The sequence below is a fragment of the Caballeronia sp. ATUFL_M2_KS44 genome (assembly GCF_023630965.1).
In the GTDB taxonomy this organism is placed as follows: Bacteria; Pseudomonadota; Gammaproteobacteria; order Burkholderiales; family Burkholderiaceae; genus Caballeronia; species Caballeronia concitans.
Map to the genome: position 1 here is coordinate 270042 of NZ_JALQEA010000016.1, position 25169 is coordinate 295210.

At 64.7% G+C, this 25169-nt stretch carries 25 protein-coding genes, 2 tRNA genes and 1 pseudogene; 16 read left to right on the forward strand and 12 right to left on the reverse strand.

Translation table 11 applies throughout. The annotated features are described in order from the left end of the window. Window positions 1-5: 5 nt before the first annotated feature. Together NCR39_RS09620 and pncB are read right to left on the reverse strand one after the other, a co-directional pair. Window positions 6-677, reverse strand: coding sequence for a LutC/YkgG family protein (locus tag NCR39_RS09620; protein ID WP_087128200.1), 672 nt, complete (start codon window positions 675-677; stop codon window positions 6-8). 122 nt (window positions 678-799) lie between these two features. Then, window positions 800-1990, reverse strand: coding sequence for a nicotinate phosphoribosyltransferase (gene pncB / locus NCR39_RS09625; protein ID WP_250451971.1), 1191 nt, complete (start codon window positions 1988-1990; stop codon window positions 800-802). A gap of 267 nt (window positions 1991-2257) precedes the next feature. On the opposite strand from pncB, the gene fdxA reads away from it, so the two are divergent. The 4 genes and pseudogenes from fdxA to NCR39_RS09645 form a co-directional block, all read left to right on the forward strand. Then, window positions 2258-2581, forward strand: coding sequence for a ferredoxin FdxA (gene fdxA, locus NCR39_RS09630; RefSeq protein WP_035959621.1), 324 nt, complete (start codon window positions 2258-2260; stop codon window positions 2579-2581). 137 nt (window positions 2582-2718) lie between these two features. After that, window positions 2719-2794, forward strand: a tRNA-Asn gene (locus NCR39_RS09635). A gap of 76 nt (window positions 2795-2870) precedes the next feature. Beyond that, window positions 2871-2946: transfer RNA gene (locus NCR39_RS09640), tRNA-Asn, on the forward strand. A 101-nt stretch (window positions 2947-3047) separates the two neighbouring features. Further along, window positions 3048-3239, forward strand: a pseudogene (locus NCR39_RS09645) (lipid A hydroxylase LpxO); the annotation flags it as partial. Window positions 3240-3252: 13 nt separating this feature from the next. Here NCR39_RS09645 and NCR39_RS09650 read toward each other — a convergent pair. The 3 genes from NCR39_RS09650 to NCR39_RS09660 are packed head-to-tail and all read right to left on the reverse strand — an operon-like array spanning window position 3253 to window position 5965. Then, on the reverse strand, window positions 3253-3837 hold the full coding sequence (locus NCR39_RS09650; protein ID WP_250451972.1) for a LutC/YkgG family protein: 585 nt from the start codon (window positions 3835-3837) through the stop codon (window positions 3253-3255). Continuing rightward, window positions 3834-5225: a lactate utilization protein B gene (locus NCR39_RS09655; RefSeq protein WP_250451973.1), complete on the reverse strand. Its 1392-nt coding sequence runs from the start codon at window positions 5223-5225 to the stop codon at window positions 3834-3836. The genes NCR39_RS09650 and NCR39_RS09655 overlap by 4 nt, the downstream gene beginning before the upstream one ends. Beyond that, complete coding sequence (locus tag NCR39_RS09660; protein WP_250451974.1) at window positions 5222-5965, reverse strand: (Fe-S)-binding protein; 744 nt, start codon at window positions 5963-5965, stop codon at window positions 5222-5224. The genes NCR39_RS09655 and NCR39_RS09660 overlap by 4 nt, the downstream gene beginning before the upstream one ends. A gap of 123 nt (window positions 5966-6088) precedes the next feature. Between NCR39_RS09660 and NCR39_RS09665 the strand changes: the two genes are divergently transcribed. From NCR39_RS09665 to NCR39_RS09690, 6 genes are all read left to right on the forward strand, one after another. Then, window positions 6089-6859 carry a FadR/GntR family transcriptional regulator gene (locus NCR39_RS09665; RefSeq protein ID WP_250451975.1) on the forward strand — a complete coding sequence of 257 codons (771 nt, stop codon included), beginning with the start codon at window positions 6089-6091 and terminating at the stop codon, window positions 6857-6859. Between the two features lie 284 nt (window positions 6860-7143). Continuing rightward, entirely contained in the window at window positions 7144-7623 is a 480-nt protein-coding gene (locus tag NCR39_RS09670; RefSeq protein ID WP_250451976.1) for a CreA family protein, read from the forward strand. A 61-nt stretch (window positions 7624-7684) separates the two neighbouring features. Then, the gene (locus tag NCR39_RS09675) at window positions 7685-8512 is read left to right on the forward strand and encodes a helix-turn-helix transcriptional regulator (protein WP_250451977.1); all 828 of its coding nucleotides are present in this window, start codon (window positions 7685-7687) and stop codon (window positions 8510-8512) included. A gap of 178 nt (window positions 8513-8690) precedes the next feature. Beyond that, window positions 8691-9362: an AzlC family ABC transporter permease gene (locus NCR39_RS09680; protein ID WP_250452049.1), complete on the forward strand. Its 672-nt coding sequence runs from the start codon at window positions 8691-8693 to the stop codon at window positions 9360-9362. After that, a complete protein-coding gene (locus NCR39_RS09685; protein WP_250451978.1) occupies window positions 9359-9682 on the forward strand; it encodes an AzlD domain-containing protein in 324 nt (107 codons plus the stop codon). The genes NCR39_RS09680 and NCR39_RS09685 overlap by 4 nt, the downstream gene beginning before the upstream one ends. A gap of 141 nt (window positions 9683-9823) precedes the next feature. Continuing rightward, window positions 9824-10588: a DUF4088 family protein gene (locus NCR39_RS09690; RefSeq protein WP_250451979.1), complete on the forward strand. Its 765-nt coding sequence runs from the start codon at window positions 9824-9826 to the stop codon at window positions 10586-10588. Window positions 10589-10600: 12 nt separating this feature from the next. Here NCR39_RS09690 and NCR39_RS09695 read toward each other — a convergent pair whose 3' ends face one another. The 3 genes from NCR39_RS09695 to NCR39_RS09705 form a co-directional block, all read right to left on the reverse strand. Then, window positions 10601-12691, reverse strand: a complete 2091-nt coding sequence (locus tag NCR39_RS09695) for an ATP-dependent helicase (RefSeq protein ID WP_502800200.1) — start codon at window positions 12689-12691, stop codon at window positions 10601-10603. A gap of 210 nt (window positions 12692-12901) precedes the next feature. After that, window positions 12902-13159 (reverse strand): hypothetical protein, encoded by a 258-nt coding sequence (locus tag NCR39_RS09700; RefSeq protein WP_250451980.1) that lies wholly within the window; start codon window positions 13157-13159, stop codon window positions 12902-12904. Between the two features lie 70 nt (window positions 13160-13229). Continuing rightward, the gene (locus NCR39_RS09705) at window positions 13230-13646 is read right to left on the reverse strand and encodes a hypothetical protein (RefSeq protein WP_250451981.1); all 417 of its coding nucleotides are present in this window, start codon (window positions 13644-13646) and stop codon (window positions 13230-13232) included. Between the two features lie 307 nt (window positions 13647-13953). Between NCR39_RS09705 and NCR39_RS09710 the strand changes: the two genes are divergently transcribed. The 5 genes from NCR39_RS09710 (at window position 13954) to fumC (ending at window position 20744) form a co-directional block, all read left to right on the forward strand. Further along, window positions 13954-14181 carry an RNA-binding S4 domain-containing protein gene (locus NCR39_RS09710; RefSeq protein ID WP_250451982.1) on the forward strand — a complete coding sequence of 76 codons (228 nt, stop codon included), beginning with the start codon at window positions 13954-13956 and terminating at the stop codon, window positions 14179-14181. A gap of 190 nt (window positions 14182-14371) precedes the next feature. Continuing rightward, window positions 14372-15820: an MATE family efflux transporter gene (locus NCR39_RS09715; protein WP_250452051.1), complete on the forward strand. Its 1449-nt coding sequence runs from the start codon at window positions 14372-14374 to the stop codon at window positions 15818-15820. A 391-nt stretch (window positions 15821-16211) separates the two neighbouring features. Continuing rightward, window positions 16212-17423 carry a glycosyl hydrolase gene (locus NCR39_RS09720; protein WP_250451983.1) on the forward strand — a complete coding sequence of 404 codons (1212 nt, stop codon included), beginning with the start codon at window positions 16212-16214 and terminating at the stop codon, window positions 17421-17423. 215 nt (window positions 17424-17638) lie between these two features. Further along, a complete protein-coding gene (locus tag NCR39_RS09725; protein WP_250451984.1) occupies window positions 17639-19312 on the forward strand; it encodes a phospholipase D family protein in 1674 nt (557 codons plus the stop codon). 25 nt (window positions 19313-19337) lie between these two features. Beyond that, a complete protein-coding gene (gene fumC, locus NCR39_RS09730; RefSeq protein WP_250451985.1) occupies window positions 19338-20744 on the forward strand; it encodes a class II fumarate hydratase in 1407 nt (468 codons plus the stop codon). Window positions 20745-20772: 28 nt separating this feature from the next. On the opposite strand, the gene NCR39_RS09735 is transcribed toward fumC, so the two are convergent. Together NCR39_RS09735 and NCR39_RS09740 are read right to left on the reverse strand one after the other, a co-directional pair. Continuing rightward, window positions 20773-21300, reverse strand: coding sequence for an acyl-CoA thioesterase (locus NCR39_RS09735; RefSeq protein ID WP_250451986.1), 528 nt, complete (start codon window positions 21298-21300; stop codon window positions 20773-20775). Between the two features lie 58 nt (window positions 21301-21358). After that, window positions 21359-21508: a hypothetical protein gene (locus tag NCR39_RS09740; protein WP_250451987.1), complete on the reverse strand. Its 150-nt coding sequence runs from the start codon at window positions 21506-21508 to the stop codon at window positions 21359-21361. Between the two features lie 143 nt (window positions 21509-21651). Here NCR39_RS09740 and NCR39_RS09745 point away from each other — a divergent pair, with 143 nt between their 5' ends. Then, window positions 21652-22368: an ArsR/SmtB family transcription factor gene (locus NCR39_RS09745; protein WP_250451988.1), complete on the forward strand. Its 717-nt coding sequence runs from the start codon at window positions 21652-21654 to the stop codon at window positions 22366-22368. Window positions 22369-22400: 32 nt separating this feature from the next. On the opposite strand, the gene NCR39_RS09750 is transcribed toward NCR39_RS09745, so the two are convergent. Both NCR39_RS09750 and NCR39_RS09755 read right to left on the reverse strand, forming a co-directional pair. Then, a complete protein-coding gene (locus NCR39_RS09750) occupies window positions 22401-23372 on the reverse strand; it encodes a thymidylate synthase (RefSeq protein ID WP_250451989.1) in 972 nt (323 codons plus the stop codon). 147 nt (window positions 23373-23519) lie between these two features. Further along, window positions 23520-24899, reverse strand: a complete 1380-nt coding sequence (locus tag NCR39_RS09755; RefSeq protein WP_040051363.1) for a sigma-54 dependent transcriptional regulator — start codon at window positions 24897-24899, stop codon at window positions 23520-23522. Window positions 24900-25169: the final 270 nt, after the last annotated feature.

Sequence of the window (25169 nt, forward strand, 5' to 3'; positions counted from 1 at the left end):
GCTGCTCACGCTCCCCGCACGACGATCACATGCACGCGATACGGCCCATGCGCGCCCAGCACGATGGTCTGCTCGATATCGCCCGTGCGCGACGGTCCCGACACGAAGTTCACGGCGCGCGGCAACTCGCCCCGCTCGGCGCGGATCAGCGCGAACGCGTCTTCGTGCGAAGCCACGATGCGCGACGCCGGCACGATCGCGATATGCGTCTGCGGCAGCAGCGCGCCCGATGCAGGCGTTTCGGCGCCCGACAGCAGCACGAGCGAACCGGTTTCGGCGGTCGCGCAAAAACAGCCGGTGATGCCGACGAGATCCGCGTCCGCCGGTTTGCGCAGCGACGCCTGAATGCCCGCGTTCGCCCACGGCAGACCGGCGAGCGCGGGCCACGCGACGACATCGGATGAAAGATCGAGCGCGTGCAGATAGCGCGCGGCTTCGGCGGGCGCGTCGTCCAAAGAATCGACTTCGGCGACGGTCGTGGCGAGCCGTTCGGCTTCGAGACTGAAACGCGCGATCAGTTCGTCGCGCGTGACGGGAAGCGGCGGACGCGGGCCAGCGGGATGCCGCGTCAGATAATCTTCGGCGGCGGCGCGTTCGGCGTCCGTCGGCGCTCCTCGCCTGCCCTGCGCGCTGCGGATGCGCGCGAGAATATTGCGGCGCGCGGCCGATGTGTCCATGGTGCCGTCCTCATATTGCCTGCGGGGAAACGTTCGCGGCGATCGATCCGCGACGCGAAGCAAATTATATCGACCGGTCCGCGCGCACGGACCTCATCCGAACGGCATAGGCCGAGTCTGAATCAGCCTTCCTCGGCAGGCTGCTCGATGCCGAAAACCTGACGCAGATAGGCGAGGTACGCCTTGTCGTCGCACATGTTCTTGCCCGGCGAATCGGAGAGCTTGGCCACCGGCTGGCCGTTGCAGCGAACCATCTTGATGACGATCTGCAGCGGCTGATAGCCGAGATCGTTGGTGAGATTCGTGCCGACGCCGAACGCGAGCTGGCAGCGTCCGCGAAAGCGTTCGTAGAGTTGCAGCACTTTCGGGATATCGAGCGCGTCCGAGAACACGAGCACCTTCGTGCGCGGATCGCAGCGATTTTCCTCGTAATGCTTGAGAAGACGCTCGCCCCAGTCGAAGGGATCGCCGGAATCGTGGCGCGCGCCGTCGAAGAGCTTGCAGAAGTACATGTCGAAGTCGCGCAGGAACGCCTTCATGCCGTACACGTCCGACAGCGCGATTCCCAAATCCCCGCGATATTCCTTCGCCCACATTTCGAAGCCGAAGATCTGCGAATCGCGCAGGCGCGGACCGAGCGCCTGACACGCCTGAAGATATTCGTGCGCCATGGTGCCGAGCGGACGCAGTCCGTGCTTCATCGCGTAGAAGACGTTGCTCGTGCCGGCGAACTGCTCGCCGAGCCTTTCTTTCAGCGTCAGCACCACTTCTTCGTGCCACTGCTTGGAGAACCGGCGGCGCGTGCCGTAATCGGCGATCTTGCAATCCGAATATTCGGGCGGCGTGGCGAGCAGCTTGATCTTGTCGCGCAGACGCTCGCGGCCGGTTTCATACTCGGGCTTGCGCTGCGTGTTGCGAAAGTAGACCTCGTTGACGATCGCGAGCACCGGAATCTCGAAGAGGATCGTATGCAGCCACGGCCCTTCGATCACGATGTCGATCTCGCCGTTGTTATTCTTCGACGGCGAGATGTCGATGGACTTCTCGCTGAGATGAAAAAGCGCCAGAAAGTCGATGAAATCGCTCTTGATGAAGCGCATGCGCCGCAGATAGTCGAGCTCTTCTTCCTTGAAGCGCAGGCTGCAGAGGTGGCGCACTTCATCGCGGATCTCGTTGATGTACGGCACGAGATCGGCCTGCGGCGTGCGGCACCGGAAGCGATATTCGACATGCGCGGCCGGGAAGTGATGCAGCACGACCTGCATCATCGTGAACTTGTAGAGATCGGTATCGAGCAGCGAATTGATGATCATGGTTCTGGCTGGGACAGCGAAGCGAGCAGACCGCGCGACGATGCGCAGCGGGCCTTTGGGCCATGTTACCCGAATGCGCGGCCGGGCATGACCATGCGTACCCTTTAAAGAAACCGCGCATACATACATTGCAAATCGATATAAGCCGCGCCCGCTGGCCTTCGCGCCGGTTTTTATCGTTAAGCTACAATATGCGTTTTGGCGAAGACCCGCCGCGCCACGCAGCGCGCCGGGCGCCCCCCACGAATTCCGCATGCAGGAGCCTGAATGACTCACGTTGTGACCGAAAGCTGCATCAAGTGCCGCTACACCGACTGTGTGGATGTGTGCCCGGTGGATTGCTTCCGTGAAGGTCCCAACTTTCTCGCGATCGATCCGGACGAGTGCATCGACTGCGCCGTCTGCGTGGCCGAGTGCCCGGTGAACGCCATTTACGCCGAGGAAGACGTTCCGGGCGATCAGCAGCATTTCACCGAGCTGAACGCCGAACTCGCACGCAACTGGCCGAGCATCACCAAGACGAAGGCGCCGCTGCCCGAAGCCGAAGAATTCAAGGACGTGAAGGACAAGCTGAATCTGCTCGAACGTTAAAGCACGGCGGTGTTTCGGCAGCGCGTTTGTTCATTTAGGACAAGTTCGATGCAATGAAACAAGTTGTATTGAGTCAGAATTCGGCGTTGACAGGCTAAAAGTCGCTCCTTATAATTCCGCTTCTCTGCTGTAGATGTTCCCCGATAGCTCAGTCGGTAGAGCGCCGGACTGTTAATCCGTAGGTCCCTGGTTCGAGCCCAGGTCGGGGAGCCAACACTTCAGCAACGTCAGTTTTTCAAAAACCCAGTCGGATTGCTGGGTTTTTTAATCGATTTTTAGTGGTAGATGTTCCCCGATAGCTCAGTCGGTAGAGCGCCGGACTGTTAATCCGTAGGTCCCTGGTTCGAGCCCAGGTCGGGGAGCCAAAGCATTGAAAGCCCAGTCATTCGACTGGGCTTTTTGCTTTTCCGCGCTTGTTTCTGCCCTTCCCGCCGCATTTCAGTACGCGTTTCAAGAACAAGACAACGCGGTCGGCGGCTTTCTGATGCGCACGGCGGCGTCGCCGAACGAAAGCGGCGAGCGCACCGGCGGCCTCAATCGAGCGTTCAAGTATCTCTATTCGATCTGGCTCGTCGGCAAGCGCCTGAAGTCGTGAAACCGGACCGCCTACTACATCGTGAAGTGGCTGCTGTTCGGCGGCATCGCGGTCGCTATTTTGGCGATCTTGAGTCTTATTTGGCCAGCCACACGACCGTCAGCGAGCGCACGCCCTGCGCGCCGCGAATAAGCACGCCTTCGATATCCGCCGTCGCCGACGGTCCCGTGACCAGCACCGCATAGCGCGCGGACTGGAAATCGGGCCGTCGATAAACCTGCTGCAAGCCGTCGACGAGTTGCGCCGGATCGAGCAGCACGACGAGATGCTGCGCGAGATAACCGATCGAATTGACGACGTATTCCGCTTCGCTGAACCACACGGAGCCGGTTTCCGCGACGCCGAAGCGCCCGCGCACGACGCCTACGTCGACGTCCTGCAGCGACGACGGCACGGTATCCGGCGACAGCGCGCGCGTAGCCGCGATGCCCTCCACCGCCGACGCCACCACCGCGTCTTCGCCGAAGCGCGCGGCGATCATCGCGTTGACTTCGTCGATGCCGTGCGCGTGCGCGCAGGTGCCGCCCATCGCGGTGAGCGCGGTGATGAAGCGCGTCATGAGATCGCCTTCGGGCGACGGAAACACGGGCACTTCCGGGCGCGGGCGCGATGCGGGCTGCGCCGCGCGAATCTTCGATAGAAACGCTTCGCGAGTCGTCATTTGGCGGGCTTCCTGTTTTTCTTGTACCACTCGTGAAAGGTCTCGGCGGGCGCTTCGGGCAGATCGCGCTGACGCCCCCAGATGTTGAGCGGGTTGTACAGCACGAAGTTGGGCAAGCGCTTCAGCGCGCCGCCGAGCGATGCGACCGTCGCGCGATAAAGCGTCGGGCTCGCGAGCAGGCGCCCCGCCATCTTCAGCACTTCCTTCTTCACGAACGGCACTTCGTGTTTCTCCGCGATCACCTCGCGCCACTTGTAGATCTGCTCGTGAATGTTGACCTTCGTCGGGCAGACGTTGGTGCAACTGCCGTTCATCGTCGAGGCGAACGGCAGCGCGCTATAGCGCTTCAGATCGTGAGTCGGGTTGATGATCGCGCCGATCGGCCCGGAATACGTGCCTCCATACGACAGTCCCCCGCTTCGCCGATACACCGGGCACGTGTTCATGCACGCGCCGCAGCGGATGCACTTGAGCGAATACCAGAAGTCGTCGAGCGCGAGCCGCTCGGAGCGTCCGTTATCGACGAGGATGTAGTGCATCTCCGTGCCCGGACGCGGCGCGCGAAAGTGCGACGTGTATTGCGTGATCGGCGAGCCGAGCGCGCTGCGCGACAGCATGCGCACGAACACGCCGAGATCGGCGATCGTCGGAATGAGCTTTTCGATGCCGATCGACGCGATATGCAGCGGCGGCACGTTCGCCGACAAATCCGCGTTGCCCTCGTTCGTGCACACGACGACCGTGCCCGTTTCCGCGACCGCGAAGTTGCAGCCCGTCATGCCCGCCGTCTTCTCGCGCACGAAGTACGGCCGCGTGTTCATGCGCTGGCTTTCGGCGAGATAGTGGATGTCGCTGTTGGCGGGATCGGTGCCGATGGTGCGGCCGAACAGTTCGGCCACGTCCGCGCGCAGCTTGTGCACGGCCGGCACGACCATGTGGCTCGGGTCCTGATGATCGAGCTGCTGGATGCGCTCGCCGAGATCGGTTTCCATCACCGTGATGCCGCGCGGCTCCAGATAGTCGCGCATATAGCATTCGTCGGTGAGCATCGACTTGCTCTTGACGAGCGTGGTCATGCCGCGCTCGCTCATCAGCGTGTGGACGAGCGCGTTGTGCTCTTCCGCGTTCGCCGCGAAATGCACGACGACGCCGTTCTTCTCCGCCTGTTCCACGAACTGCGTAATGTAATCAGCGAGATTCGACAGCGTGTGTTCCTTGATGCCCGAGGCGAGTTCGCGCATCGCTTCCCATTCGGGAATGCCGTGCGCCTGCGCATCGCGCTTGCTGCGCAAGTCCCAGAGGCGCTTGTCGTGGAACGCGACGTGATCGGTCTTCTGCAGGAACGCGCCCGCCGCCTTCGCGTGGTCGATCTTCACGGTCTTGCTCATGCGCGCGCTCCGTTCAAGACCTGCGCGATGTGGATGAACCGCGCGTCGAGCTTCATGCGTTCCGCGCAGCCTTGCTGATGCATGAGGCACGACATGTCGCCCGACACGATGTACTCCGCGCCCGCGCCGATGTGATCGCGCACCTTGTCCTGCCCCATCCGCACGGACACCGCTTCCTCGGTCACCGAGAACGTGCCGCCGAAGCCGCAGCACTCGTCGGGCCGCGCGGGCGTGACGAACTCGATGCCCTTCACGCCTTCGAGCAACGCGCGCGGTTTCGAAAAGCGCGTCCCGGCGACTTCCGAATTCGATGTCTCGCGCAGATGCCGCACCGCGCTGCAACTGTTGTGCAGCCCGACGCGATGCGGAAACTCGGCCCACGGAAACTCGCGGACCTTCAGCACGTCGTGCAGGAATTCGACGAGTTCGTACGTGTTGCGCCGAACCTTCTGCACGTCGCTCGTCTGCTCGATCGCCGTGAAATGCTCGCGCACGTGATGCGTGCAACTCGCCGACGGCCCGACCACGTAGTCGTAATCCGCGAAATTGCGCGCGAACACGCGCTCCGCGCCGGCGGCATCCTTGTGCGCGCCGCTGTTGGCCATCGGCTGGCCGCAGCACGTCTGATCTTGCGGATAATCGACATCGACGCCCAGCCGCTCCAGCAATTCGAGCGTGGCGATGCCGACCTGCGGATAGAACGCATCGATGAAACAGGGGACGAACAGGGCAACTTTCATGGGCATCGTGGGGAAGAAAACTGCGTCTTGGTCAGTTTGGTCTGACCAAGACTTTAAGGATGCGGGGCTTTCGTGTCAAACTAGGTTAATCCAGCGTCCCTGCAATTGCGTTTCAACCGAACGATGACTTTCCAGCCCGTCCATTCCCACTCATATTCCCGCGTGCGCCTGTCCGATGTCGTGTCCGGCCAGATCCGGGAACTGATTTCGAACGGCACGCTGCTGCCCGGCCAGCGCCTGCCCGCCGAGCGCGATCTGGCCGAGCAGTTGAACGTGTCGCGGCCATCGTTGCGGGAGGCGCTCATTCGTCTCGAATCCGATGGATTCATCCGCGCGGTGGCGCGCGGCGGCTTCGTCGTGTCGGACGTGACGGCGCCGCTCGTGTCGCTGCCGCTCGCGGCCTTGCTCGAACAGCAGCCGAACGCGAGCGCCGACGTGCTCGAACTGCGTCACGGCCTCGAAACGCTCGCGACCGCCTACGCCGCCGAGCGCGCGACCGAAGCCGATCTCGCGCGCATCGCCGCTGCGTTCGATGCGCTACAGGCCGCCGTCGCCGAGAAAAGCGCGCGCATCGCGGAGAAGGATGCGGCGTTCCATCTGGCCATCGCGGACGCGACGCACAACATCGCGCTCGCGCATGTGATGCACGGGCTGAATGAACTCGTGCGCGAATCGATGCTGAGCTCGCATCGTCTCGTCGATTACGACGACGAAGTCGAAGCCGACCTGCTCGCCCAGCATCGCGCGATGCTCGATGCGATCGTCGCCCGCGATCCCGCGCGCGCCCGCGACTGCGCCGGCGCGCATCTGGACTACGTGCGCGCGCTTTATCGCGACCGGCCGGCCAGACGAACGCGCAGCCGCCTTTCTCACGATGACATGACCAATCCGTAAGCCCGCGTAATAGACGATAGGACTTCACCTACACGCATTTCGGACGCACACGGCTAACGCGCGCTTCGCGGCTCCGCGATACTGGAACCGTCTAAAACAACATGAGCAAGGAGGACAACATGCCTTATCTTCTCGGATGGCTGCTCGGTGTGCCGGTCGTGGTGCTGGTGATCCTGTATCTGATCTTCCATTGAAGGTTGGAGGGCGGCCGCAAGACCGCATCAAAGCGAACGAAGGGCGTCGTTACAATACGACGCCCTTTTCTTTTTCCCTGAAGGATTGCGATGAACCGCGCCGCCCGTTTTGCAGCAACCGCATCGCTCGTACTTTCGCTTGGCGCGACCGTCGCGCACGGCGAGGAGATTGCGAGCGTCAACACGAACTTCCGCATCACCGGTTCGGACCGAGTGAGCGTCGAGGCTTACGACGATCCGCTCGTCGGCGGCGTCACGTGCTATGTGTCGCGGGCGCGCACGGGCGGCGTGAAGGGCACGCTCGGCATCGCGGAAGATCCGACGGAAGCGTCCATCGCGTGCCGTCAGGTCGGGCCGGTGAAGTTCGCCGGGCCGCTCAAGCAAAAGAGCGATGTCTTCACGGACCGCATGTCGTTCATCTTCAAGACGCTGCATGTCGTGCGGATCGTCGATGCCAAACGCAACACGCTCGTGTATCTGACGTACAGCGACCGCATTGCGAGCGGCAGCGCGAAGAACAGCGTGACGGCCGTGCCGGTGCCGGAAGGCACGGCGATCCCGGTGAAGTGAGCGCGGCTCGCGGGCCGGCGAAGTTGTAAACTGAACGATTCGCCTTCGACCGAGCCACGCCATGAACGCTCCGCGCTTTTCCAACGCCGCACGCTACTGGCGCTCGCCGCTCGTGCCGGACGCGGACATGGTCACCGCCGAGTACTACGACCACGAGTTCACGCCGCACTGGCATGACGCGTACACGGTGCCCGTCATCGAAGCGGGCGCGGAATGCTACGACTATCGCGGCTCGCGCTACGTGGCCGAAGCGGGCTCGGTGCCGGTCATCAATCCGGGCGAACTGCATACCGGCGCGCGTGCCGTCGATGCCGGATGGCGGTATCGCGTGTTCTATCTGCCGGTGCCGTTCGTCGAAGGCATCGCGCGCGAGATGTCGCCGCGCGCCGCGTCGCCGTGGTTCGCCGCCGAGATCATCCGCGATGCCGATCTGGCGCGGCGCCTCGTGATCGCGCATCGCGCGCTGGAAAACGCGGGCGACCGCGCCGATCCGCTCGCCGCCGAAACCGCGCTCGTCGATGCCGTCAGCACGCTGCTCGCGCGCCATGCGCTCGAGAGGCCATCGGCCGCGCCGCCCGCCGCCGACGCCGCGCGCGTCGCCACGATGAAAGCCCGCCTCGCCGACGATATCCTCGAACCGGTCACGCTCACGGAACTCGCGCGCACGGTCGGGCTTTCGACGTTCCATGCGGCGCGGCTTTTCACGCGCGAGACGGGGCTTGCGCCGCACGCGTGGCGCAATCAGTTGCGCATCGTGCGGGCGTTGCCGGCGTTGCGCGCGGGGGCGTCCATCGCGGATGTCGCGGCGGCCAGCGGCTTCACCGATCAAAGTCATTTCACGCGGCATTTCAAGCGCGCGTTCGGCGTTGCGCCGGGACGCTGGCGCTAGTTTTCCCACGACGCGACCGCAAGAACGTACAAGCCAGCAAGGGCGGCGTTGGCTTATCCTCCGCCATCACGTCGTATCGGCCGGAACGGTTTCCGGCCAGCAGGAGGAAACAATCTTGACCGCAGCATCGCCCAACGCCCTCAACGAATTCGCCGCCGGCGCACGCGACACCATTCCGATGATGATCGGCGCCGCGCCGTTCGGCGTCATCTTCGGCACGCTCGTCACCGCGAGTCCGCTCGCGCTGTGGCACGGCCAGTTCATGTCGCTCGCGGTGTTCGCGGGATCGGCGCAATTCATCGCGGCCGGCATGATCGCGGGCAACGCGAGCTTCGCGGTGATCTGGGCGACGACCTTCGTCGTCAATCTGCGGCACGTGCTCTATTCCGCGACGCTCGCGCCTTACGTCGCGCATCTGCCCGCGCGCTGGCGCTGGGCGCTTGCCGGCCTCATGACCGACGAAGTCTTCGCCGTCGCGTACGCGCATTATCAGAAGCGCGCGGCGGGCGAGATCGGCCCGCATTACTTCTTCGGCTCCGGCGTCGCGATGTATCTGAACTGGCAGGCGTGGACGCTCGTCGGCCTCTTCTTCGGCGCGGCGTTTCCGGGGCTCAAATCGCTCGGGCTCGACTTCGCGATGGTCGCCACGTTCATCGCGATCATCGTGCCGCAGCTCGTCGCGCTGCGCTTCGTGGCGGCGGCGCTCGCGTCGGGCGTGCTGTCGTTCGCGTGGCAGGACTGGCCGTACAAGCTCGGGCTGCTGGCGGCGGTGCTCGTGGGCGTCGCGGTCGGCATGATGCTGACGATGCTCGAAGCGAAGCCTCGCCTCGACAAGGAGCGCGCGCAATGAACTATGTCGTGCTGATTCTCGGAATGGCGCTCGTCACCTATCTGATCCGCGCCGCCGTGTTCGTGCTCGGCGAGCGGCTCGCGTTTCCGCCCGTCGTGCGGACCGCGCTCGGCTTCGTGCCGGTGACGGTGCTGACCGCGATCATCGTGCCGATGACCGTCTCGCCGCACGGCAACGGCGCGGAAATCACGTGGCGCAATCCGCAGCTCGTGGCGGCGGCTGTCGCGGTTATCGTGTGCGCGTTGACGCGGCGCGCGCTGCTGACCATCGCCGTGTCGCTCGCGGTGTTCTTCTTCTGGCAACTGGTCGTGCTGCGCTAGACATCGCAGCCTCGCGCCTTTCAAATACCCCTCAAGTTTCCGGCTCCCGCGCCGATATCAGAAACGAATGGCCTTCCGCTTTTGCGGCGGGCCGACAGCATTTCCCGCCCAGGCCACCCCAGCGCGGAACCGGAAACCAACATGCGTCAAATCACCCTTTCGCTTCGCGACGAAACGATCGCTTCGCTGCAACGCGATTTCGAGGCGTTCCTGCGTCTTTCGCTCAAGCTCGATCCGCAGTTCATCACGCCGTCGTTCGAGGATTTTCTGCGCGCGAAGCTGCTCGACAACGACACGCCGCTCACCGAGCAAGCCGTGCAGCGCATGCTCACGCACGGCCAGTACGCGTGGGCGAAGCGCGCGCTCGACAAGGAGTTTCCGGACGTCGTCGAAATTCTGATCCGTCAGGCGGCGGAGCACGGCTTCGCGTTCGCGATCCGTTCCGACTGGAGCGCCGAGGATCTGCTGAAGGCGTCGCGTGCGTGGGCGACGGCGATCGTCACCGAGGCAAAGGGCGACGAATCGCAAGTGGACGTGCTCGCGTCGCAGATCAAGTCGGCGGCGGCGGATATCCGCGAGGTCGAGGAAAAGATGCAGACGCCCGCGTGGCGTCTCGCCGATTCGCTGCGCCAGCGCGTGTACGAAGGGAAGATCGCGGTGGAAGCGAACGTCGGCTCGGCGGCGCGCGAGAAGCTCGGCGAACTGCGCGCGCTGCTGCGGCTCGCGATTTTCTACGGATCGGTGCAGAAGCAGGAAGCGCAGCAATTGCTCGAATATTTGCGGTCGCTGCGGCCGGAGCTTTTCATCGACGAGCCTTACGACGGCTTCACGCGCTTCGCCGCATGGCTCCGAAGCATTTTCGGCAACGCGCCGCGCGTGCCGAAACCCACGCGGGCGTCGCGCTGAGCGGCCCGCGCCCTACTCCCACATTCCCTTCAGCCGCGCCGCGATATCGATCTTCGCTTTCGCGGCGGCCGCGAGCCCCGCTGCCGTCGGCGCGGCGGCAACCGGCGCCGGCGGCCAGGCGGCGGCCTCGAAGTTCTGCATCAGATGCGGCGGGATGAAGCGCGTACGCTGCGCCCACACGTGCCGGTCGCCGAGATTCGTCTGGTTGTGCACGTAGAAGCGCTGCGGCGTGATGATGTGCAGGTCTTCCTTCGCGCGCGTCATCGCGACATAGAGCAGGCGGCGCTCTTCGTCGATTTCCTCTTCGCTGCCCGTGCCGAGATCGGACGGAATGCAGCCGTCCACGCCGTTCAGCACGAACACGTTGCGCCATTCCTGGCCCTTCGCCGAGTGGATGGTCGACAGAATCAGATAGTCCTCGTCGATGAGCGGCACGCCCGATTCGTCGCTCGTCGCGTCGGGCGGATCGAGCGTGAGTTCGGTCAGGAAGCGCTCGCGCGTCGGATACGTGGACGCGATGCTCTCCATCTGCATCACGTCGCCGATGCGGATGGCCGCGTCCTCGTGATTGCGTTCGAGGTGCGGTTCGTACCATCGGCGGATCATTTCGAACTCGGCGGGCCAGCCGGACTCGCGCCCGCAGAGCTTCGCCATCAGCGCGACGAAACGCGGCCAGTCTTCGCTCGCGCGCGCGGGCGCCTGAAAGCCCGCGATTGCGTTCGATGCCACCGCGTCCGGCGCGCTCACGCTGTCGAGCAGGCGCCCCGCGATCGCCGGGCCGACGCCCGGAAGCAATTGCGCGACACGAAAGCCCGCGACGCGATCGCGCGGATTCTCGGCCCAGCGCAGCACCGCGAGCACGTCCTTGACGTGGATCGAATCCAGAAACTTCAGTCCGCCGAACTTCACGAACGGAATGTTCTTGCGCGTCAGCTCGATTTCGAGCGTCGCGCTGTGATGCGCCGCGCGAAACAGCACCGCCTGCGACTTCAGCTTCATGCCGCCCTCGCGCGCCTCCAGCACTTTCTCGACGACATAGCGCGCCTGATCCGCCTCGTCCGCGACAGCGACGACGCGCGGCTTCTGCGCCGATGCCTTGTCGGTCCACAAGTCCTTCGTGTAGCGCTCGGCGGCGAGCCCGATGACCGCGTTGGACGCTTCGAGAATCGGCTGCGTCGAACGGTAATTGCGGTCCAGCGTGACGGTCGCGGCGGGCGGCGTGAAGTGCTGTGGAAAATCGAGGATGTTGCGCACCGTCGCGCCGCGAAACGAATAGATGGACTGCGCATCGTCACCGACGACGGTCAGGCCGCGCCCGTCCGGTTTCATCGCGAGGAGAATGGTGGCCTGCAGGCGGTTCGTGTCCTGATATTCGTCGACGAGCACGTGATCGAAACGGCTCGACAAATCTGCGGCAATCGCCGGCTCGGCCGCGAGATGCGACCAGTAGAGCAGCAGGTCGTCGTAATCGAGCACGCTTTGCGACTGCTTCGCGCCGACGTACGCGGCGAACAGGCGCTTCAGGTCGGCTTCCCACTCGCGGCACCACGGATACCACTGGTCGAGCACGGTCGCGAGCGACGCGCCCGTGTTGACCACGCGCGAGTAAATGCTGAAGCACGTGGATTTCGCCGGAAAGCGCTTTTCCTTCGACGACAGCCCGAGTTCGTGCCGCACGAGGTTCATGAGATCGGCGGAATCTTCGCGGTCGTTGATGGTGAACGACGGCGCGAGCCCGACGATATCGGCGTAATCGCGCAAGAGCCGCGCGCCGACGCTGTGAAACGTGCCGGACCACGTCAGGCCCTGCGCGATGGCGCTTTTGTTGCCGAGCGCGTTCGTCGCGATGCGCGTCACGCGCCGCGTCATTTCGAGCGCCGCGCGCCGCGAAAACGTGAGCAACAGAATGCGATGCGGGTCCGCGCCCTTCACCAGCAAATGCGCGACGCGATGCGCGAGCGTGTTCGTCTTGCCCGATCCCGCGCCCGCGATGACGAGCAGCGGCCCGCCGCAGCGGCCGGGTTCGTCGACGCCGAATTCGACGGCTTGCCGCTGCGCGTCGTTGAGTTTCGCGAGATACGCTGCGGCGGCTCGATCCTGAATGGGCGGCGCATCGGCGGCGGTGTCGGCGGCGGTGTCGGCGGGGCTGTCGGGAACGGTGAGCACGGGAATGGACGGCGGATGGAAGCGACGCGACACTGTATATCCATACAATGCGCGCGTGCAACCCTTTGTCGGCGCTCGCCTTTTGGCCCTAAAAAGCAAACGGCCCGGGCAACTGGCCCGGGCCGTCTCTGCGTCGAATCACACGCGTCAGTCCGCCTTCTTGGCGTCCTTCAGCTTCGCGTCCGCTGCGGCTTCGTTTGCTTCGGATTGCGATTCCGTCTTCTTCTTGTCGGCCTTCGCCTGCGCGACAGTGGCGTCCTTGTCGGCTTCGGCCTGCTTCTTCGCGGCCTTCTTGTCGGCGTGCGTCGCCGGAGCGTTGGCCGTTTGCGCGATCGATGCCGCGCTCACGCTCGCCAGCGCGCCCGCGACGAGCGCGGCCAGCAGTGCATTCGTGCGTCGTGTCATGGTGTCCTCCCGTTGGTGGCTGCCGCGAAGTCCCGGCCGGGAGCCTCGCGGCTTGTCTCAGTCCGGCAGCTTAGTGCTGCTCGCCCTGATCCTTCGGCGCGTGGTCGGCCGCGGCGTTCAGATCGTCCTTCGCGGTTTCCTTGTCGGCCTTCTTGTTGATTTTCGCGTTGCGCACTTGCTGCTTGTATTGCGCCTTGGCTTCCTTGTTCGCGGCCTTCATTTCGGCCTTGGATGCCTTCTTCGACGCGCGATATTCCGCGTTCGCCTGCGCGTCGGCGTTGCGCTTTTGCACCAGCGGATCCTGCGATGCCGGCGCGACCATGTTCTGCGGCGGCGGCGACATCGGCTGCTGGGCCTGCATCGAGACCTGGCCTTGCGCGTCGGCGCCCGGCGCGGCCTGCATCGGCTGGGCGGTCTGCGCGTGCGCGGCAGTGGTGGCGAGGGCCGCGAAAGCGGTACTGATCATCAGAATTCGAGCCTTAGTCATGAGCGATTCCTCTCTTTTGGTAGCGCGAACGCGTGGCTTCAGGAGAAGCGCAGCGCACGACGCTTGTCGTTTCGAAGATGACCGAAGCTGCATCGATCAAACTGAGAGACCGGGCGATCACCCGTCGAGTTTCACGAAATCAGTCACTGTTACCGACCGTTTCACTTGGCTACATTTCCCGCCGGTCCCGCCGCTGAATGGATCGAACCGGCTTTCCGTTCGATCGTTCGCGGTCCACGAAGCAGGAGCACGACGCGTACCCGATGATTTATGATGGCTGTCTTTGCACCGCTCTCCCCCGCCCGCCATGCCCCAGCTTCACTTCACCCTCACGGGCGACTTCGTCGAACTCCACAACCTGCTCAAGCTGATGGGCCTGGCCGACAGCGGCGGCTCCGCGAAGGCGCGCGTCGCAATGGGCGATGTCACCGTCGACGGCAAAGTGGAACTGCGCAAGACCTGCAAGATCCGCGCGGGCCAGGTGGTGATGCTCGACGGGCAGAAGATCCGCGTGCGCGCGCCCGCCGCCGAGTGAGCGCAGCGCTTGCGCGAAAGCGCCGCCGGATTGTCAAAACCCGGCCATAACAGGACGCGTCATCGACATGCCGCGCGCCACGCAATAAGCTAGTCGTCTTTCGTTCGGGTTTCAGCGCCCCGGTTCAAGCCTTTCGAGCGTGGACCGCGCCTGGCCGTTGCCGCCCGTTCCCGCTCAGTTTCCTTCGATCATGCAATCGCACACCACGCGCGTGAAGAACGCGCAACACGCGCATCAGGGGCCGCCGACGCTCTCGCGCCACGCCGTCGATACCGCGCGCCTCGCCGCGCCGCTCGCCATCGCGCAGCTTTCGCAAATGGCGATGGGCGTCACCGACACCATCCTGCTCGGCTCGCTCGGCCCCGACGCGCTCGCGGCCGGCGGCCTCGGCGCGAACCTGTTCTTCGTCGTGGTGACGCTGCTGCAAGGCGTGCTGACGTCGGTGAGCGTATCGGTGGCGCATGCGCGCGGCGCGAACGCGGAAGAGCGCGTGCCCAGCATCTACTGGACGGGGCTGCTGCTTTCCGTGCTGCTCGCGGTGCCCGCGTTCGTGCTCCTGAGCTACGCCGAGCCGATTCTGCTCGCGTTCCACGAACCCGCGACGCTCGCGCGCAACGTCGGCGAATATTGCGCGATGCTGCGCTGGGGCACGCCGGGCAGCCTGATCGGCATCGGGATGATGCGTGCGTTCCTGCCCGCGATCGGCGCGGCGAAGCGGCTTCTGTGGGTGTCGATCGGCGGCGTGTTCGTCAACGGCTTTCTCAACTACGGGCTGATTCACGGCGCATACGGCCTGCCGCGCGAGGGCTTCGTCGGCTCGGCGGCGGCGACGACCATCACCGTGTGGCTGACGGCTTTCGCGCTCGTCGCGCTGTTGCATCTGCGTCCGCGTTACCGGCATTTCGTGGTGGCGGCGCGTCCGCATCTGCCGCTGCTCGGCGAACTGTTCGGCATCGGCTGGCCGGTGGCGATCACGTATGGCGTCGAATCCACGCTCTTTCTCGCGACCGGCATGATGGTCGGCCTGCTCGGCGAAGCGCCGCTCGCCGCGCATCAGATCGCGCTGAACGTCGCGTCGGTGGCGTTCATGGTGCCGCTTGCCATCGGCCAGGCGGCGAACGTGCGCGTCGGCTACTGGGTCGGCGCGGGCGTGCCGGTCGCCGCGCGGCATGCGGGCTTCGTCGCGCTGGCGTTGGGCGTCGGCTTCATGATGTGCTCAGGGCTCGTGCTGATTACCGCGCCGCACGCGATCGTCGGCCTGTATCTCCATCTCGACGATCCCGCCAACGCGCACACCGTGTCGCTCGCGGCGTCGCTGCTGGGCGTGGCGGCCGTGTTCCAGATCGTCGATGGCATGCAGACGGTCGGCTCCGGCTGCCTGCGCGGTCTGAAGGACACGCGCGTGCCGATGCTCGCGGCGGCGTTCGGCTACTGGGGCGTCGGGTTCCCGACGGGCTATGCGCTCGCGTTCCACTTCGGCCTCGGCGCGAAGGGCTTGTGGTGGGGACTCGCGGCGGGACTCGCGAGCGTCGCGGTGCTGATGACGCTGCGGTTTCATCGCATCAGCAAGCGGCTCGTGGCGTCGGGCGTGGCGCCTTCGGCGGCTTCCGTCGATCCGTCGCCGCGTCGCGCAGCCTGAGTTCGCGCTTGCATATGCAAAGCATGAATGCTTGGTTGGGCCGCGCGCGCCGCGTTGCTACGATGAAGCCGTCTCCTCCTTGAGACTCCAGTAACAGGGGTTGTAGGCCCGCTCTGCCGAGCGGGCTTTTTTTCGCCGGCTCGATTGGCATGTCGTGTGTTGCGTCCCGTCAGCAGCCCGATCGCGCATGCATCGGTAAAAGTGTCGGCGCGCATCGAATGTTTTTAAGCGGACGCACTCAAGACGGGTCAAGCCCCTCTTTGCATCGCCGTAAACGTGAGCATCAACGCCACCCTTTGCGGCCATGCACGCTCACAACGAAGCCTCACGACGTCCTCTTGCCGTTTCAACCGATCCACTCAATTCGCCAAAGCGCAGGACGTTTCTCGCGATGATGCTCGCGTCGGCCGGCAGCGCCGTGCTCGCCGGTTGCGGCGGCGGCGGTGGCGGCAGCGCGCAGGTTCCCGGCAGCGCCACCAAGGCAACGCCGACACCCGATGCCGGCACGCAGGCGGCAACCGGCACCGCGAGCACGAGCACGAGCACGAGCACGAGCACGAGCGCAAGCACCAGCACCAGCGCAAGCACGAACACGAGCACGAACGCAAACAGCGCCGCGCAATCGGCGACCGAGACCGAGACCGCGACGCAAAGCGCATCGGCATCCGCATCGGATGGCCTCTTCTACGGCATCAACGGTCACATGGCGTGGGGCGACGGCATCTACAAGACGATGCCGCCCGCCGCCCAGCTCGCCATCCTGCAGGATCTCGGCGTGACGAACTATCGCTGCGACATCGCGGACGGCGGCATGGCGACCACGCTCGCCAACGCGCTGAAGGGACCGTTCGCCAACAGCGGCGTATCGATCCTGCCGGTGTTCAATCCGCTTTCCGCGCACTGGGACCCGCACAGCAGCGAAGCCGATGCCTACTCGCTCGGCTACGACCTCGCCGTGCGCTGCACGCGTCCGCTGAAGGGACTCGTGAAGTACATCGAGTGCGGCAACGAACTCGACGTGGATCTGAAGATCGCGGGCGACGGCAGCTCGACCGCCGACTGGGATCCGGCGTGCTGGCCGTCGTTCCGCGGCGTGCTGCGCGGCATGATCGACGGCGTGCGCGCGATCGATCCGACCATCCAGTGCGGCGTCAACGTGGGCATCCCGATGGCCTATCGCGCGCTGCAAATGCTGTGGAACGGCATCGCGCCCGACGGCACGGCGCAAGGCGTGAGCGGCGCGGCATCGCTGCGCTGGGACTTCACGACGTATCACTGGTACAAGAGTTCGGGCGATATCCAGTGCGGCGGCCGCAACAACGCGTGCGTCGACGTGCTGCAAGTGCTGAAGGATTCGTTCAACGTGCCGATCTGGCTGACCGAATGGGGCTGGTCCGGCGCGAACGACACGCCGCAGTCGGCTGCTGCGTACACGGCGAAGGCGCTCGCGCAGTATCGCGCGATCAAGGACCGCTACAACATCCAGTCGATCATGATGTACGCGGTGATCGACGCGGACTACGGTCTCATTCAGGCCGACGGCGTGACGAAGAATCCGGCCTACGCCGTGTTCAAGAATTTCGTCGCGGCGAACCCGGCGTAATTCGAGTACGCAACCTTCAGGCGGGTTCCTGCCGGCGCCCGCCGCACCGCGTGTGAAGCGCGCGTGATCGTCCGTCGCCCCGGAATCTTTCCGGCAAAATAAAAAGTACCGAGCACGTTCCTTGCTCCGCGCGAACTTACATACCGCGCTCGCATTCGCTCGAGCCGGGCCAAGACGATCACAAGAAGAGGTTGCCAGTGTTCGAAAGCCGGGGAATGTCAGAAGCTGCAAATAAGGTTGTAAAGAACGAAGGACGGAATGCATCGAGCGCGCGGAACATCGCGGCGCGATGCATCGCCACGTTAGCCGCCTCGGCCGCGCTCGCGCTCACCGCCTGCGCGACCCGTCCGCCCGCGACGGCCTTCGATCGTCCGCCGAGTCACGCGCTCGCGACCAGCGTGGAAACGCCGCTCGCCGCCGCGCTGGCGCCGCTCGAAAAGCAGCATCCGGACGAATCCGCCGTGCGCCTGCTTCCCACCGGCACCGATGCGTTGCAGGCCCGCATCGCGCTCGCTCGCGCGGCGACGAAGACGCTCGACATGCAGTACTACATCGCCGAGGAAGACAACACCGGCAAGCTGCTGCTCGGGGCCGCGCTCTATGCGGCGGATCGCGGCGTGCGCGTGCGCATGCTCGTCGACGACCTGAATTTCAAGGACATCGACCGCATCATGGCGGCGCTCAACTCGCACGACAACATCGAGATTCGCGTCTTCAATCCGTACGGCAGCGCGCAGCGCAGCTTCTCCGAGCGCACGCGCAACTTCTTCACGAACCTCGATCACTTCACGCGCCGCATGCACAACAAGGCGATGATCGCGGACAACCAGATCGCGATTGTCGGCGGGCGCAATCTCGGCGACGAATACTTCAGCGCCAGTCCGACGCTGCAGTTCCGCGACCTCGACGCCTTCGCCGCCGGCCCCGTCACGCAGCAGATTTCCGCGAGCTTCGACGATTACTGGAACAGCACGCTCTCGTATCCGCTGCGCGTTCTGAACAAGCAGAAGTTCGATCCCGCCGATCTCGACAAGACGCGCGAAGACCTGCGCGCGCACTGGCGGCACGACGCCGAGCCGCTCAACGCGAAGCCGCTCAACGCGACGCCGCTCGCGCAGCAGATCGCGCGCGAGGAAATGAGCCTCACGTGGGCGCCGATCGAATTCCAGGTGGATTCGCCGTCGAAGATCGAGCATCCGAGCGACGACTACAAAAGCCCGCCGATGACGCGTCTCGTCGATCTGCTGAAGAACGCGCAGAGCGAATTCCTGATCCTCTCGCCGTATTTCGTGCCGCACGACGTCGGCGTGAAGGCGCTCGCCGATGTCTCGCACCGGAACGTGCGCGTCGCGGTGCTGACGAATTCGCTCGCCGCCACCGATGCCGTCGCGGTCCACGCCGGCTATTCGCCGTATCGCATTCCGCTTTTGGAGAACGGCGTCGAACTGTACGAATTCAAGCCGCTGCAGGCCGAAGGCGAAGGCCGCCCGCGCGCGGGGCTGTTCGGGTCGCAGTCGCGCGCGAGCCTGCACGCCAAGGCGTATGTGATCGATCGGAGTATCCTCGTGATCGGCTCGATGAATCTCGATCCGCGCTCGGCGCAACTCAACACCGAACTCGCGCTCGTGATCCACAGCAAGCCAATCGCGGAAGAAGCCGCCGGCCTGTTCGATCGCGGAATCTCGCCGCAAGCGAGCTATCGCGTGGAACTGGCGAGCGCGGCGGTGACGGCGGAACGGCGCCGCACGGGGTCGCCGCAATCCGGCCTCGTCTGGACGACGCACGAAGACAAAGGCACGGTCAGTTACGACCTGGACCCTGAAGCCGGCCTTTACCGCAATATGATGACCGGCCTCTTCATGCTGCTGCCCGTCGACAATCAGCTTTGATGAAACTCACGAGGAACTTCGCACCATGACACAGAACGCGCAGGGCGATGTACGCATGGAGAAGGACACGTTCGGCGAGATCGCCGTGCCGAACGGCAAGCTTTGGGGCGCGCAGACGCAACGCTCGCTGCAAAACTTCAGGATTTCGTCGGAGAAGCAGTCGCCCGAACTGATCACCGCGCTCGCCGTCATCAAGCGCGCCGCCGCCGAAGTGAACGCGGAACTCAAGCAGCTCGACGCGAAAAAGGCGCAGGCGATCATGCAGGCCGCCGACGAGATCATCGACGGCAAGCATCCGGACGAATTTCCGCTCGCGGTCTGGCAAACGGGCTCCGGCACGCAGACGAACATGAACCTGAACGAGGTCATCGCCAATCGCGCGAGCGAGATTCTCGGCGGGCCGCGCGGCGAGGAACGGCTCGTGCATCCGAACGACGACGTGAATCGCGGCCAGTCGTCGAACGACGTGTTCCCGACCGCGATGCACGTCGCCGCCGCGTACGCGATCGTCAAGCATCTCGTGCCGTCGCTTAAGACGCTGCGCGCGACGCTCGATCAGAAATCGAAGCAGTTCGCGGATATCGTGAAGATCGGCCGCACGCATCTGCAGGACGCGACGCCGCTCACGCTCGGCCAGGAATTTTCAGGCTACGTCGCGCAGCTGGATCAGGGCATTCGTCACGTCGAAGCCACGCTGCCGCATCTGTATCAGTTGGCGCAAGGCGGCACGGCGGTCGGCACGGGACTCAACGCGCATCCGGAATTCGCGGTGAAGGTCGCGCAGGCGATCGGCAAGCTCACCGCCCTGCCCTTCGAAACCGCGCCGAATAAGTTCGAAGTGATGGCCGCCGCCGATGCGCTCGTCGCCGCGCACGGCGCGCTGAAAACCGTCGCCGCGAGCCTGATGAAGATCGCCAACGACATCCGCTGGCTCGCGAGCGGACCGCGCTGCGGGCTCGGCGAATTGTCGATTCCGGAGAACGAGCCGGGCAGTTCCATCATGCCGGGCAAGGTGAACCCGACGCAGTCCGAAGCCGTCACGATGCTCTGCTGCCAGGTGTTCGGCAACGACGTCGCGGTGAACATCGGCGGGGCGAGCGGCAACTTCGAGCTGAACGTGTTCCGGCCGATGATCGCGCATAACGTGCTGCAGTCGGTGCGCCTGCTCGCGGACGGCGCGCAGAGCTTCAACGACAACTGCGCGGTCGGCATCGAGGCGAACGAGGCGCGCATCGAGAGCCTGCTGAACGAATCGCTGATGCTGGTGACGGCGCTCAATCCGCACATCGGCTATGACAAGGCCGCGCAGATCGCGAAGAAAGCGCACAAGGAAGGCACCACGCTGAAGGCCGCGGCGCTCGCGCTCGGCCATGTGACCGAGCAGCAGTTCGACGAATGGGTGAAGCCGCAGGACATGGTCGGCAACGGTTGAGCGGCTTCCTCGGGCACCGCGCGGCGGGTCAGACCTTGCCCGCCGCCACTTCTTCCGGCTTCAGCTCGACGATCGCGTCGAGCGCGTCCTTCACGTCCATCGCGTAACGCGCGAGGCGCTTCTCTTCGTCCGATTCCGGCACGAACGCGGGCACGGGCGTCGGCTGGCCGGTTTCATCGACGGCGACGAAGACCATCAGGCAATCCGTGGTCTGTGCAAGCTCGCCGACTTTAGGATCGCCCGCGTGAACCGAAATATGGATGTGCATGCTCGTGCGGCCCGTCGCGACGACGCGCGCGCGCAGTTCCACCAGATTGCCGACGAGAATGGGCCGCCGGAAGCGGATGTTGCCGACGCTCACCGTCACCGCATAGCGCCCGGACCACATCGCGGCGCAGGCGTAGGCGGTTTCGTCGATCCACTTCATCAACGCGCCGCCGTGCACCTTGCCGCCGAAGTTGACCGAGCTTGGCTCGGCGAGAAAGCGAAACGTGGTTTCGGCGCGGCCGTTGGGCGGCGCGGGCGCGGCGGCGGAAGACTGAATCGGCGTGTTCATGGCGATGGCGAAGCGCAAAGTGACGAAGCGCGCATTATAGGACCGACAAAACGCGCGGCTAGTTACGCACGGTGATGCCCTGATCGATGGTGCCGTACATGGTGATGCTGCCGCCCGAACCCGACGACGCCGACGATGGCCCGCCCGCGCATCCCGCGCAGAGCATCAAGGCGCCGAGCGCGGCGCCGATGGCGATGAATCTGGACATGCTCACTCCCCTTCCGACGTGCGTGCAATGCGAGCGGCCATTTTAGCGCCGCACGTCTTGCATCGACATTTCATGCAGCCGTGAAACGTCGGTTGCGCGGGCGCGTTAGAGTGAGAGCATCGACTGCTTTCGGATCAATCGACATGAACGACGACTCCCGCTCCCGGCATTTTCCCGGCCTGTCGCGCATCGGCGCGCTGCTCGCCGATCCCGGCCGCGCCGCGATGCTCTGGTCGCTGATGGACGGCGCCGCGCGCCCCGCCGGCGAACTCACGATGATCGCGGGCGTTTCCCCGTCCGCTGCGAGCGGGCATCTCGCGCGGCTGACCGAGGGCGGGCTGCTGGCGCTCGAAGTCAGCGGGCGGCATCGCTATTACAGGATCGCGACGGCGGATATCGCCGCTGCCATCGAAGCGCTCGCCAATCTCGCCCGCGCGAGCGCGCCGCAACGCGCGACGGAGCATCGGCCGAGCGCGGTGCCGCTGGAAATGCGCTACGCGCGCACTTGCTACGACCACCTCGCGGGCGAACTCGCCGTGCGGCTTTTCGACGGCATGATGGCCCGTGGATGGCTCACGGCGGCATCCGAAGCGCTCGACGCCACGCCCGACGGTGCGATGGCGTTCGCGCGGCTCGGCATCGATCTGAATGCGCAGCGCGCGCGGCGTCGGCGGTTTGCGTGCACGTGCATCGACTGGAGCGAGCGGCGTCCGCATCTGGGCGGCGCGCTGGGCGCGGCTTATCTCGACGCCTGCGAGACGCACGGATGGATCGAGCGGACGGCGAAGCGTCGCGTGTTGCGCGTGACGCCCGCCGGACAGCGGCATTTCGACGACTTCCTGTCCCGGCGGCAGGCGTAAAAAAAGCGCGGCTGAAACCGCGCTTCGTTCGATCAGACCGCCATCGGCGCGCTAATCGGATCGTGATGCTTGTACCCTTCGAGCGCGAAATCCGCCGGCTCGACCTTCTCCAGCCACTCCGGCTCGTACCGCTTCGTGACCGCGTAGTCCGGCACGCGATCCGAAATGATCAGTTGCGGCGACGGATACGGCTCGCGCTTCAACTGCTCGTTGAGCATGTCGAGCTGATTCTCGTAGATGTGCGCATCGCCGATAAAGTACGTGAACCAGCGCGGCGTATAACCCGTGAGCCGTCCGACGAGATGCAGCAGCGCCGCGCCTTCCGTCAGATTGAACGGCGTGCCGAGCCCGACGTCGTTGCTGCGGATATACAGACACAGCGAAATCTCGCGCTTCGTCACGTTCGGAAGGAACTGGTAAAGCAAGTGGCACGCGGGCAGCGCGATCTCGTCGAGCTTGGCCGGGTTCCATGCATGAAACAGAATGCGCCGGTCGGTGGGACGCTCGATGATCGTGTCGAGACACTGGCGCAACTGGTCGATGGCCTTGTACAGCAGCACCTGCTCGCGCCCGTTTTCGACGAAGCTCGTCACCAGTTCGTAACCGCGATTCGTGGCGTCGGCGATCTGCTCGCCCGCGCTCGCGTCGATCAGCTTGTACGCGGGCCATTGACGCCATTGCACGCCGTAGACATCGCCGAGATCGTCCGGTCCCTGCCGATACGGGTTCTCGAGCCACTGCGGATTTTCGTTCGCGTTGGCGTCCCAGACCTTGCAGCCGAGCGCCCGGAAGTCCGCCGCGCTGCGCGACGCGCGCAGGAAGCCGACCATTTCGCCGATCGCCGACTTGAACGCGAGCTTCTTCGTGGTCACGGCGGGAAAGCCTTGCTGCAGGTCGAAGCGCAACATGGCGCCGGGCATGCTGATCGTGCGGATGCCGGTGCGGTTTTCCTGCCAGGTGCCGGTATCGAGGATCGTCTGGACGAGCTCGAGATACTGTTTCATTCGATGTTCCTTGGATGCCGGCACGTGCCGCGCGAGAAGAGGCGGAAAAAAATCGATTTTACCAAGCGGAACAACGGGCTGCGCCGCGTCGCGAAAATAGAAACGGGCGCCTTCCGGCGCCCGTTTTCCAGCAGCAATCTTGCAGGATCAGCCGCGCGTGGCGTGTTCCGGCGGGGCATCGACTTCGATGTGGCGCATGCCGTGCGCGCTCAGCAGCCGATACAGCGTCACGCGCGAAATGCCGAGTTCGTGCGCGGCGTCGCCCAGGCGTCCGCGATGGCGCAGAAGCGCAAGTTCGATCGCCTGCCGCTCCGCCGCTTCGCGCGCCTGCGCAAGCGAAACGGGCGCGACTTCGACGTATTCGCCCAGTTCGAGATCGCGCGCGGTGATCTGCCGCCCTTCGGACATGACGATGGCGCGGCGCACGCGGTTGATCAGCTCGCGCACATTGCCCGGCCAGCCGTAGTTGTGGATCGCCGCGATGGCGCACGGCGAGAATCCGCGCAGACGGCGGCTCGCGTCCTTCTTGAAGCGGTCGAGCATGTGCTTCGCGAGCAGTTCGATGTCCTTGCCGCGCGCGCGCAGCGGCGGCTCGTCGATCTGCAGCACGCACAGGCGGTGATAGAGGTCGGCGCGGAAGCGCCCTTCGATCATCGCGGTTTGCATGTCCACGTGCGTCGCCGAGATGATGCGCACGTCCACCGGCGTCGAGCCGTGTCCGCCCAGACGTTCGACCTTGCGCTCCTGCAGGAAGCGCAACAGGCTCGCCTGGCTTTCGAGCGGCAGATCGCCGATTTCGTCGAGGAACAGCGTGCCGCCGTTGGCCGCTTCCACGCGCCCGATCTTGCGCTGGTTCGCGCCCGTGAATGCGCCGCGTTCGTAGCCGAAGAGTTCCGATTGCAGCAGATGCGCGGGGATCGCGCCGCAGTTGATCGCGACGAACGGCTGATCGCGGCGCGCCGAGCGCTCGTGAATGGCGACTGCCGTGAGTTCCTTGCCGGTGCCCGATTCGCCGGAGATGAACACGGGCGCGTCGGTCATGGCGACTTTGCGGATGGAGCGGAACAGCGCGAGCATGGCGTCGCAGGAACCGACCATTTCGCCTTCCGCGCGGCCTTCGATGCGCGGATCGTTCGAGGCGGCGTCGTGCAGCGAGACCATGCCGAACGCGTGGCCCACGGAATCGACGATGCGGTCATTCGACGTCGGCAGCGTCACGTAGTCGAAACAATAATCGCGGATCAGCCGGCGCACGGCGGCGTCTTCCAGTTGGCCGGAAATGGTTGCCGCGACCCAGCCGACGTTGGTCATGGTCAGCGACGATTCGAATGCCGCGAGTTCGTGCGATTCGAAATGACTCGAGAGATCCAGCAGCCCGCCCATTGCCAGGTCGCTGCGCAGCGCCTTGCGCGTATCGCGCGCGCTCGCCACGATCTCGATTTGCCAGCCGCGCTCCTCGAAACGCGCGCATAGCGTCTCGCTGGGATCGCGAGTCACATAGATGAGTTGCCGCCGAGCGACGTCCATTATTCAGATCCTTGGTTCAACGTTCGTTGAAAAGGTCGCGTAGTTCAGGCTCTCGCTACATGCAGACTTCGCAGGTGCGTCGAACGGACTTGCAATTTCAATACGTTGCCCCCGGGAACACGCGCACGAAACACCTGCGCCCCTTCCGCGAAACCCTTTTTGTATGATTCTGCGCCGCGATGGAGAGACTACTATAACCCAGAAACAGCGAAAACAAATACCATGAAAAGGCGCGGCAATAGCCACGAAACCTTACTGGCTGTGGCTCCG

Coding starts and splice junctions, on each gene's coding strand:
- NCR39_RS09620 (WP_087128200.1), bottom strand. CDS start 677: ATGGACACATCGGCCGCGCGCCGCAATATTCTCGCGCGCATCCGCAGC.
- pncB (WP_250451971.1), bottom strand. CDS start 1,990: ATGATCATCAATTCGCTGCTCGATACCGATCTCTACAAGTTCACGATG.
- fdxA (WP_035959621.1), top strand. CDS start 2,258: ATGACTCACGTTGTGACCGAAAGCTGCATCAAGTGCCGCTACACCGAC.
- NCR39_RS09650 (WP_250451972.1), bottom strand. CDS start 3,837: ATGACGACTCGCGAAGCGTTTCTATCGAAGATTCGCGCGGCGCAGCCC.
- NCR39_RS09655 (WP_250451973.1), bottom strand. CDS start 5,225: ATGAGCAAGACCGTGAAGATCGACCACGCGAAGGCGGCGGGCGCGTTC.
- NCR39_RS09660 (WP_250451974.1), bottom strand. CDS start 5,965: ATGAAAGTTGCCCTGTTCGTCCCCTGTTTCATCGATGCGTTCTATCCG.
- NCR39_RS09665 (WP_250451975.1), top strand. CDS start 6,089: ATGACTTTCCAGCCCGTCCATTCCCACTCATATTCCCGCGTGCGCCTG.
- NCR39_RS09670 (WP_250451976.1), top strand. CDS start 7,144: ATGAACCGCGCCGCCCGTTTTGCAGCAACCGCATCGCTCGTACTTTCG.
- NCR39_RS09675 (WP_250451977.1), top strand. CDS start 7,685: ATGAACGCTCCGCGCTTTTCCAACGCCGCACGCTACTGGCGCTCGCCG.
- NCR39_RS09680 (WP_250452049.1), top strand. CDS start 8,691: ATGATGATCGGCGCCGCGCCGTTCGGCGTCATCTTCGGCACGCTCGTC.
- NCR39_RS09685 (WP_250451978.1), top strand. CDS start 9,359: ATGAACTATGTCGTGCTGATTCTCGGAATGGCGCTCGTCACCTATCTG.
- NCR39_RS09690 (WP_250451979.1), top strand. CDS start 9,824: ATGCGTCAAATCACCCTTTCGCTTCGCGACGAAACGATCGCTTCGCTG.
- NCR39_RS09700 (WP_250451980.1), bottom strand. CDS start 13,159: ATGACACGACGCACGAATGCACTGCTGGCCGCGCTCGTCGCGGGCGCG.
- NCR39_RS09705 (WP_250451981.1), bottom strand. CDS start 13,646: ATGACTAAGGCTCGAATTCTGATGATCAGTACCGCTTTCGCGGCCCTC.
- NCR39_RS09710 (WP_250451982.1), top strand. CDS start 13,954: ATGCCCCAGCTTCACTTCACCCTCACGGGCGACTTCGTCGAACTCCAC.
- NCR39_RS09715 (WP_250452051.1), top strand. CDS start 14,372: ATGCAATCGCACACCACGCGCGTGAAGAACGCGCAACACGCGCATCAG.
- NCR39_RS09720 (WP_250451983.1), top strand. CDS start 16,212: ATGATGCTCGCGTCGGCCGGCAGCGCCGTGCTCGCCGGTTGCGGCGGC.
- NCR39_RS09725 (WP_250451984.1), top strand. CDS start 17,639: ATGTCAGAAGCTGCAAATAAGGTTGTAAAGAACGAAGGACGGAATGCA.
- fumC (WP_250451985.1), top strand. CDS start 19,338: ATGACACAGAACGCGCAGGGCGATGTACGCATGGAGAAGGACACGTTC.
- NCR39_RS09735 (WP_250451986.1), bottom strand. CDS start 21,300: ATGAACACGCCGATTCAGTCTTCCGCCGCCGCGCCCGCGCCGCCCAAC.
- NCR39_RS09740 (WP_250451987.1), bottom strand. CDS start 21,508: ATGTCCAGATTCATCGCCATCGGCGCCGCGCTCGGCGCCTTGATGCTC.
- NCR39_RS09745 (WP_250451988.1), top strand. CDS start 21,652: ATGAACGACGACTCCCGCTCCCGGCATTTTCCCGGCCTGTCGCGCATC.
- NCR39_RS09750 (WP_250451989.1), bottom strand. CDS start 23,372: ATGAAACAGTATCTCGAGCTCGTCCAGACGATCCTCGATACCGGCACC.
- NCR39_RS09755 (WP_040051363.1), bottom strand. CDS start 24,899: ATGGACGTCGCTCGGCGGCAACTCATCTATGTGACTCGCGATCCCAGC.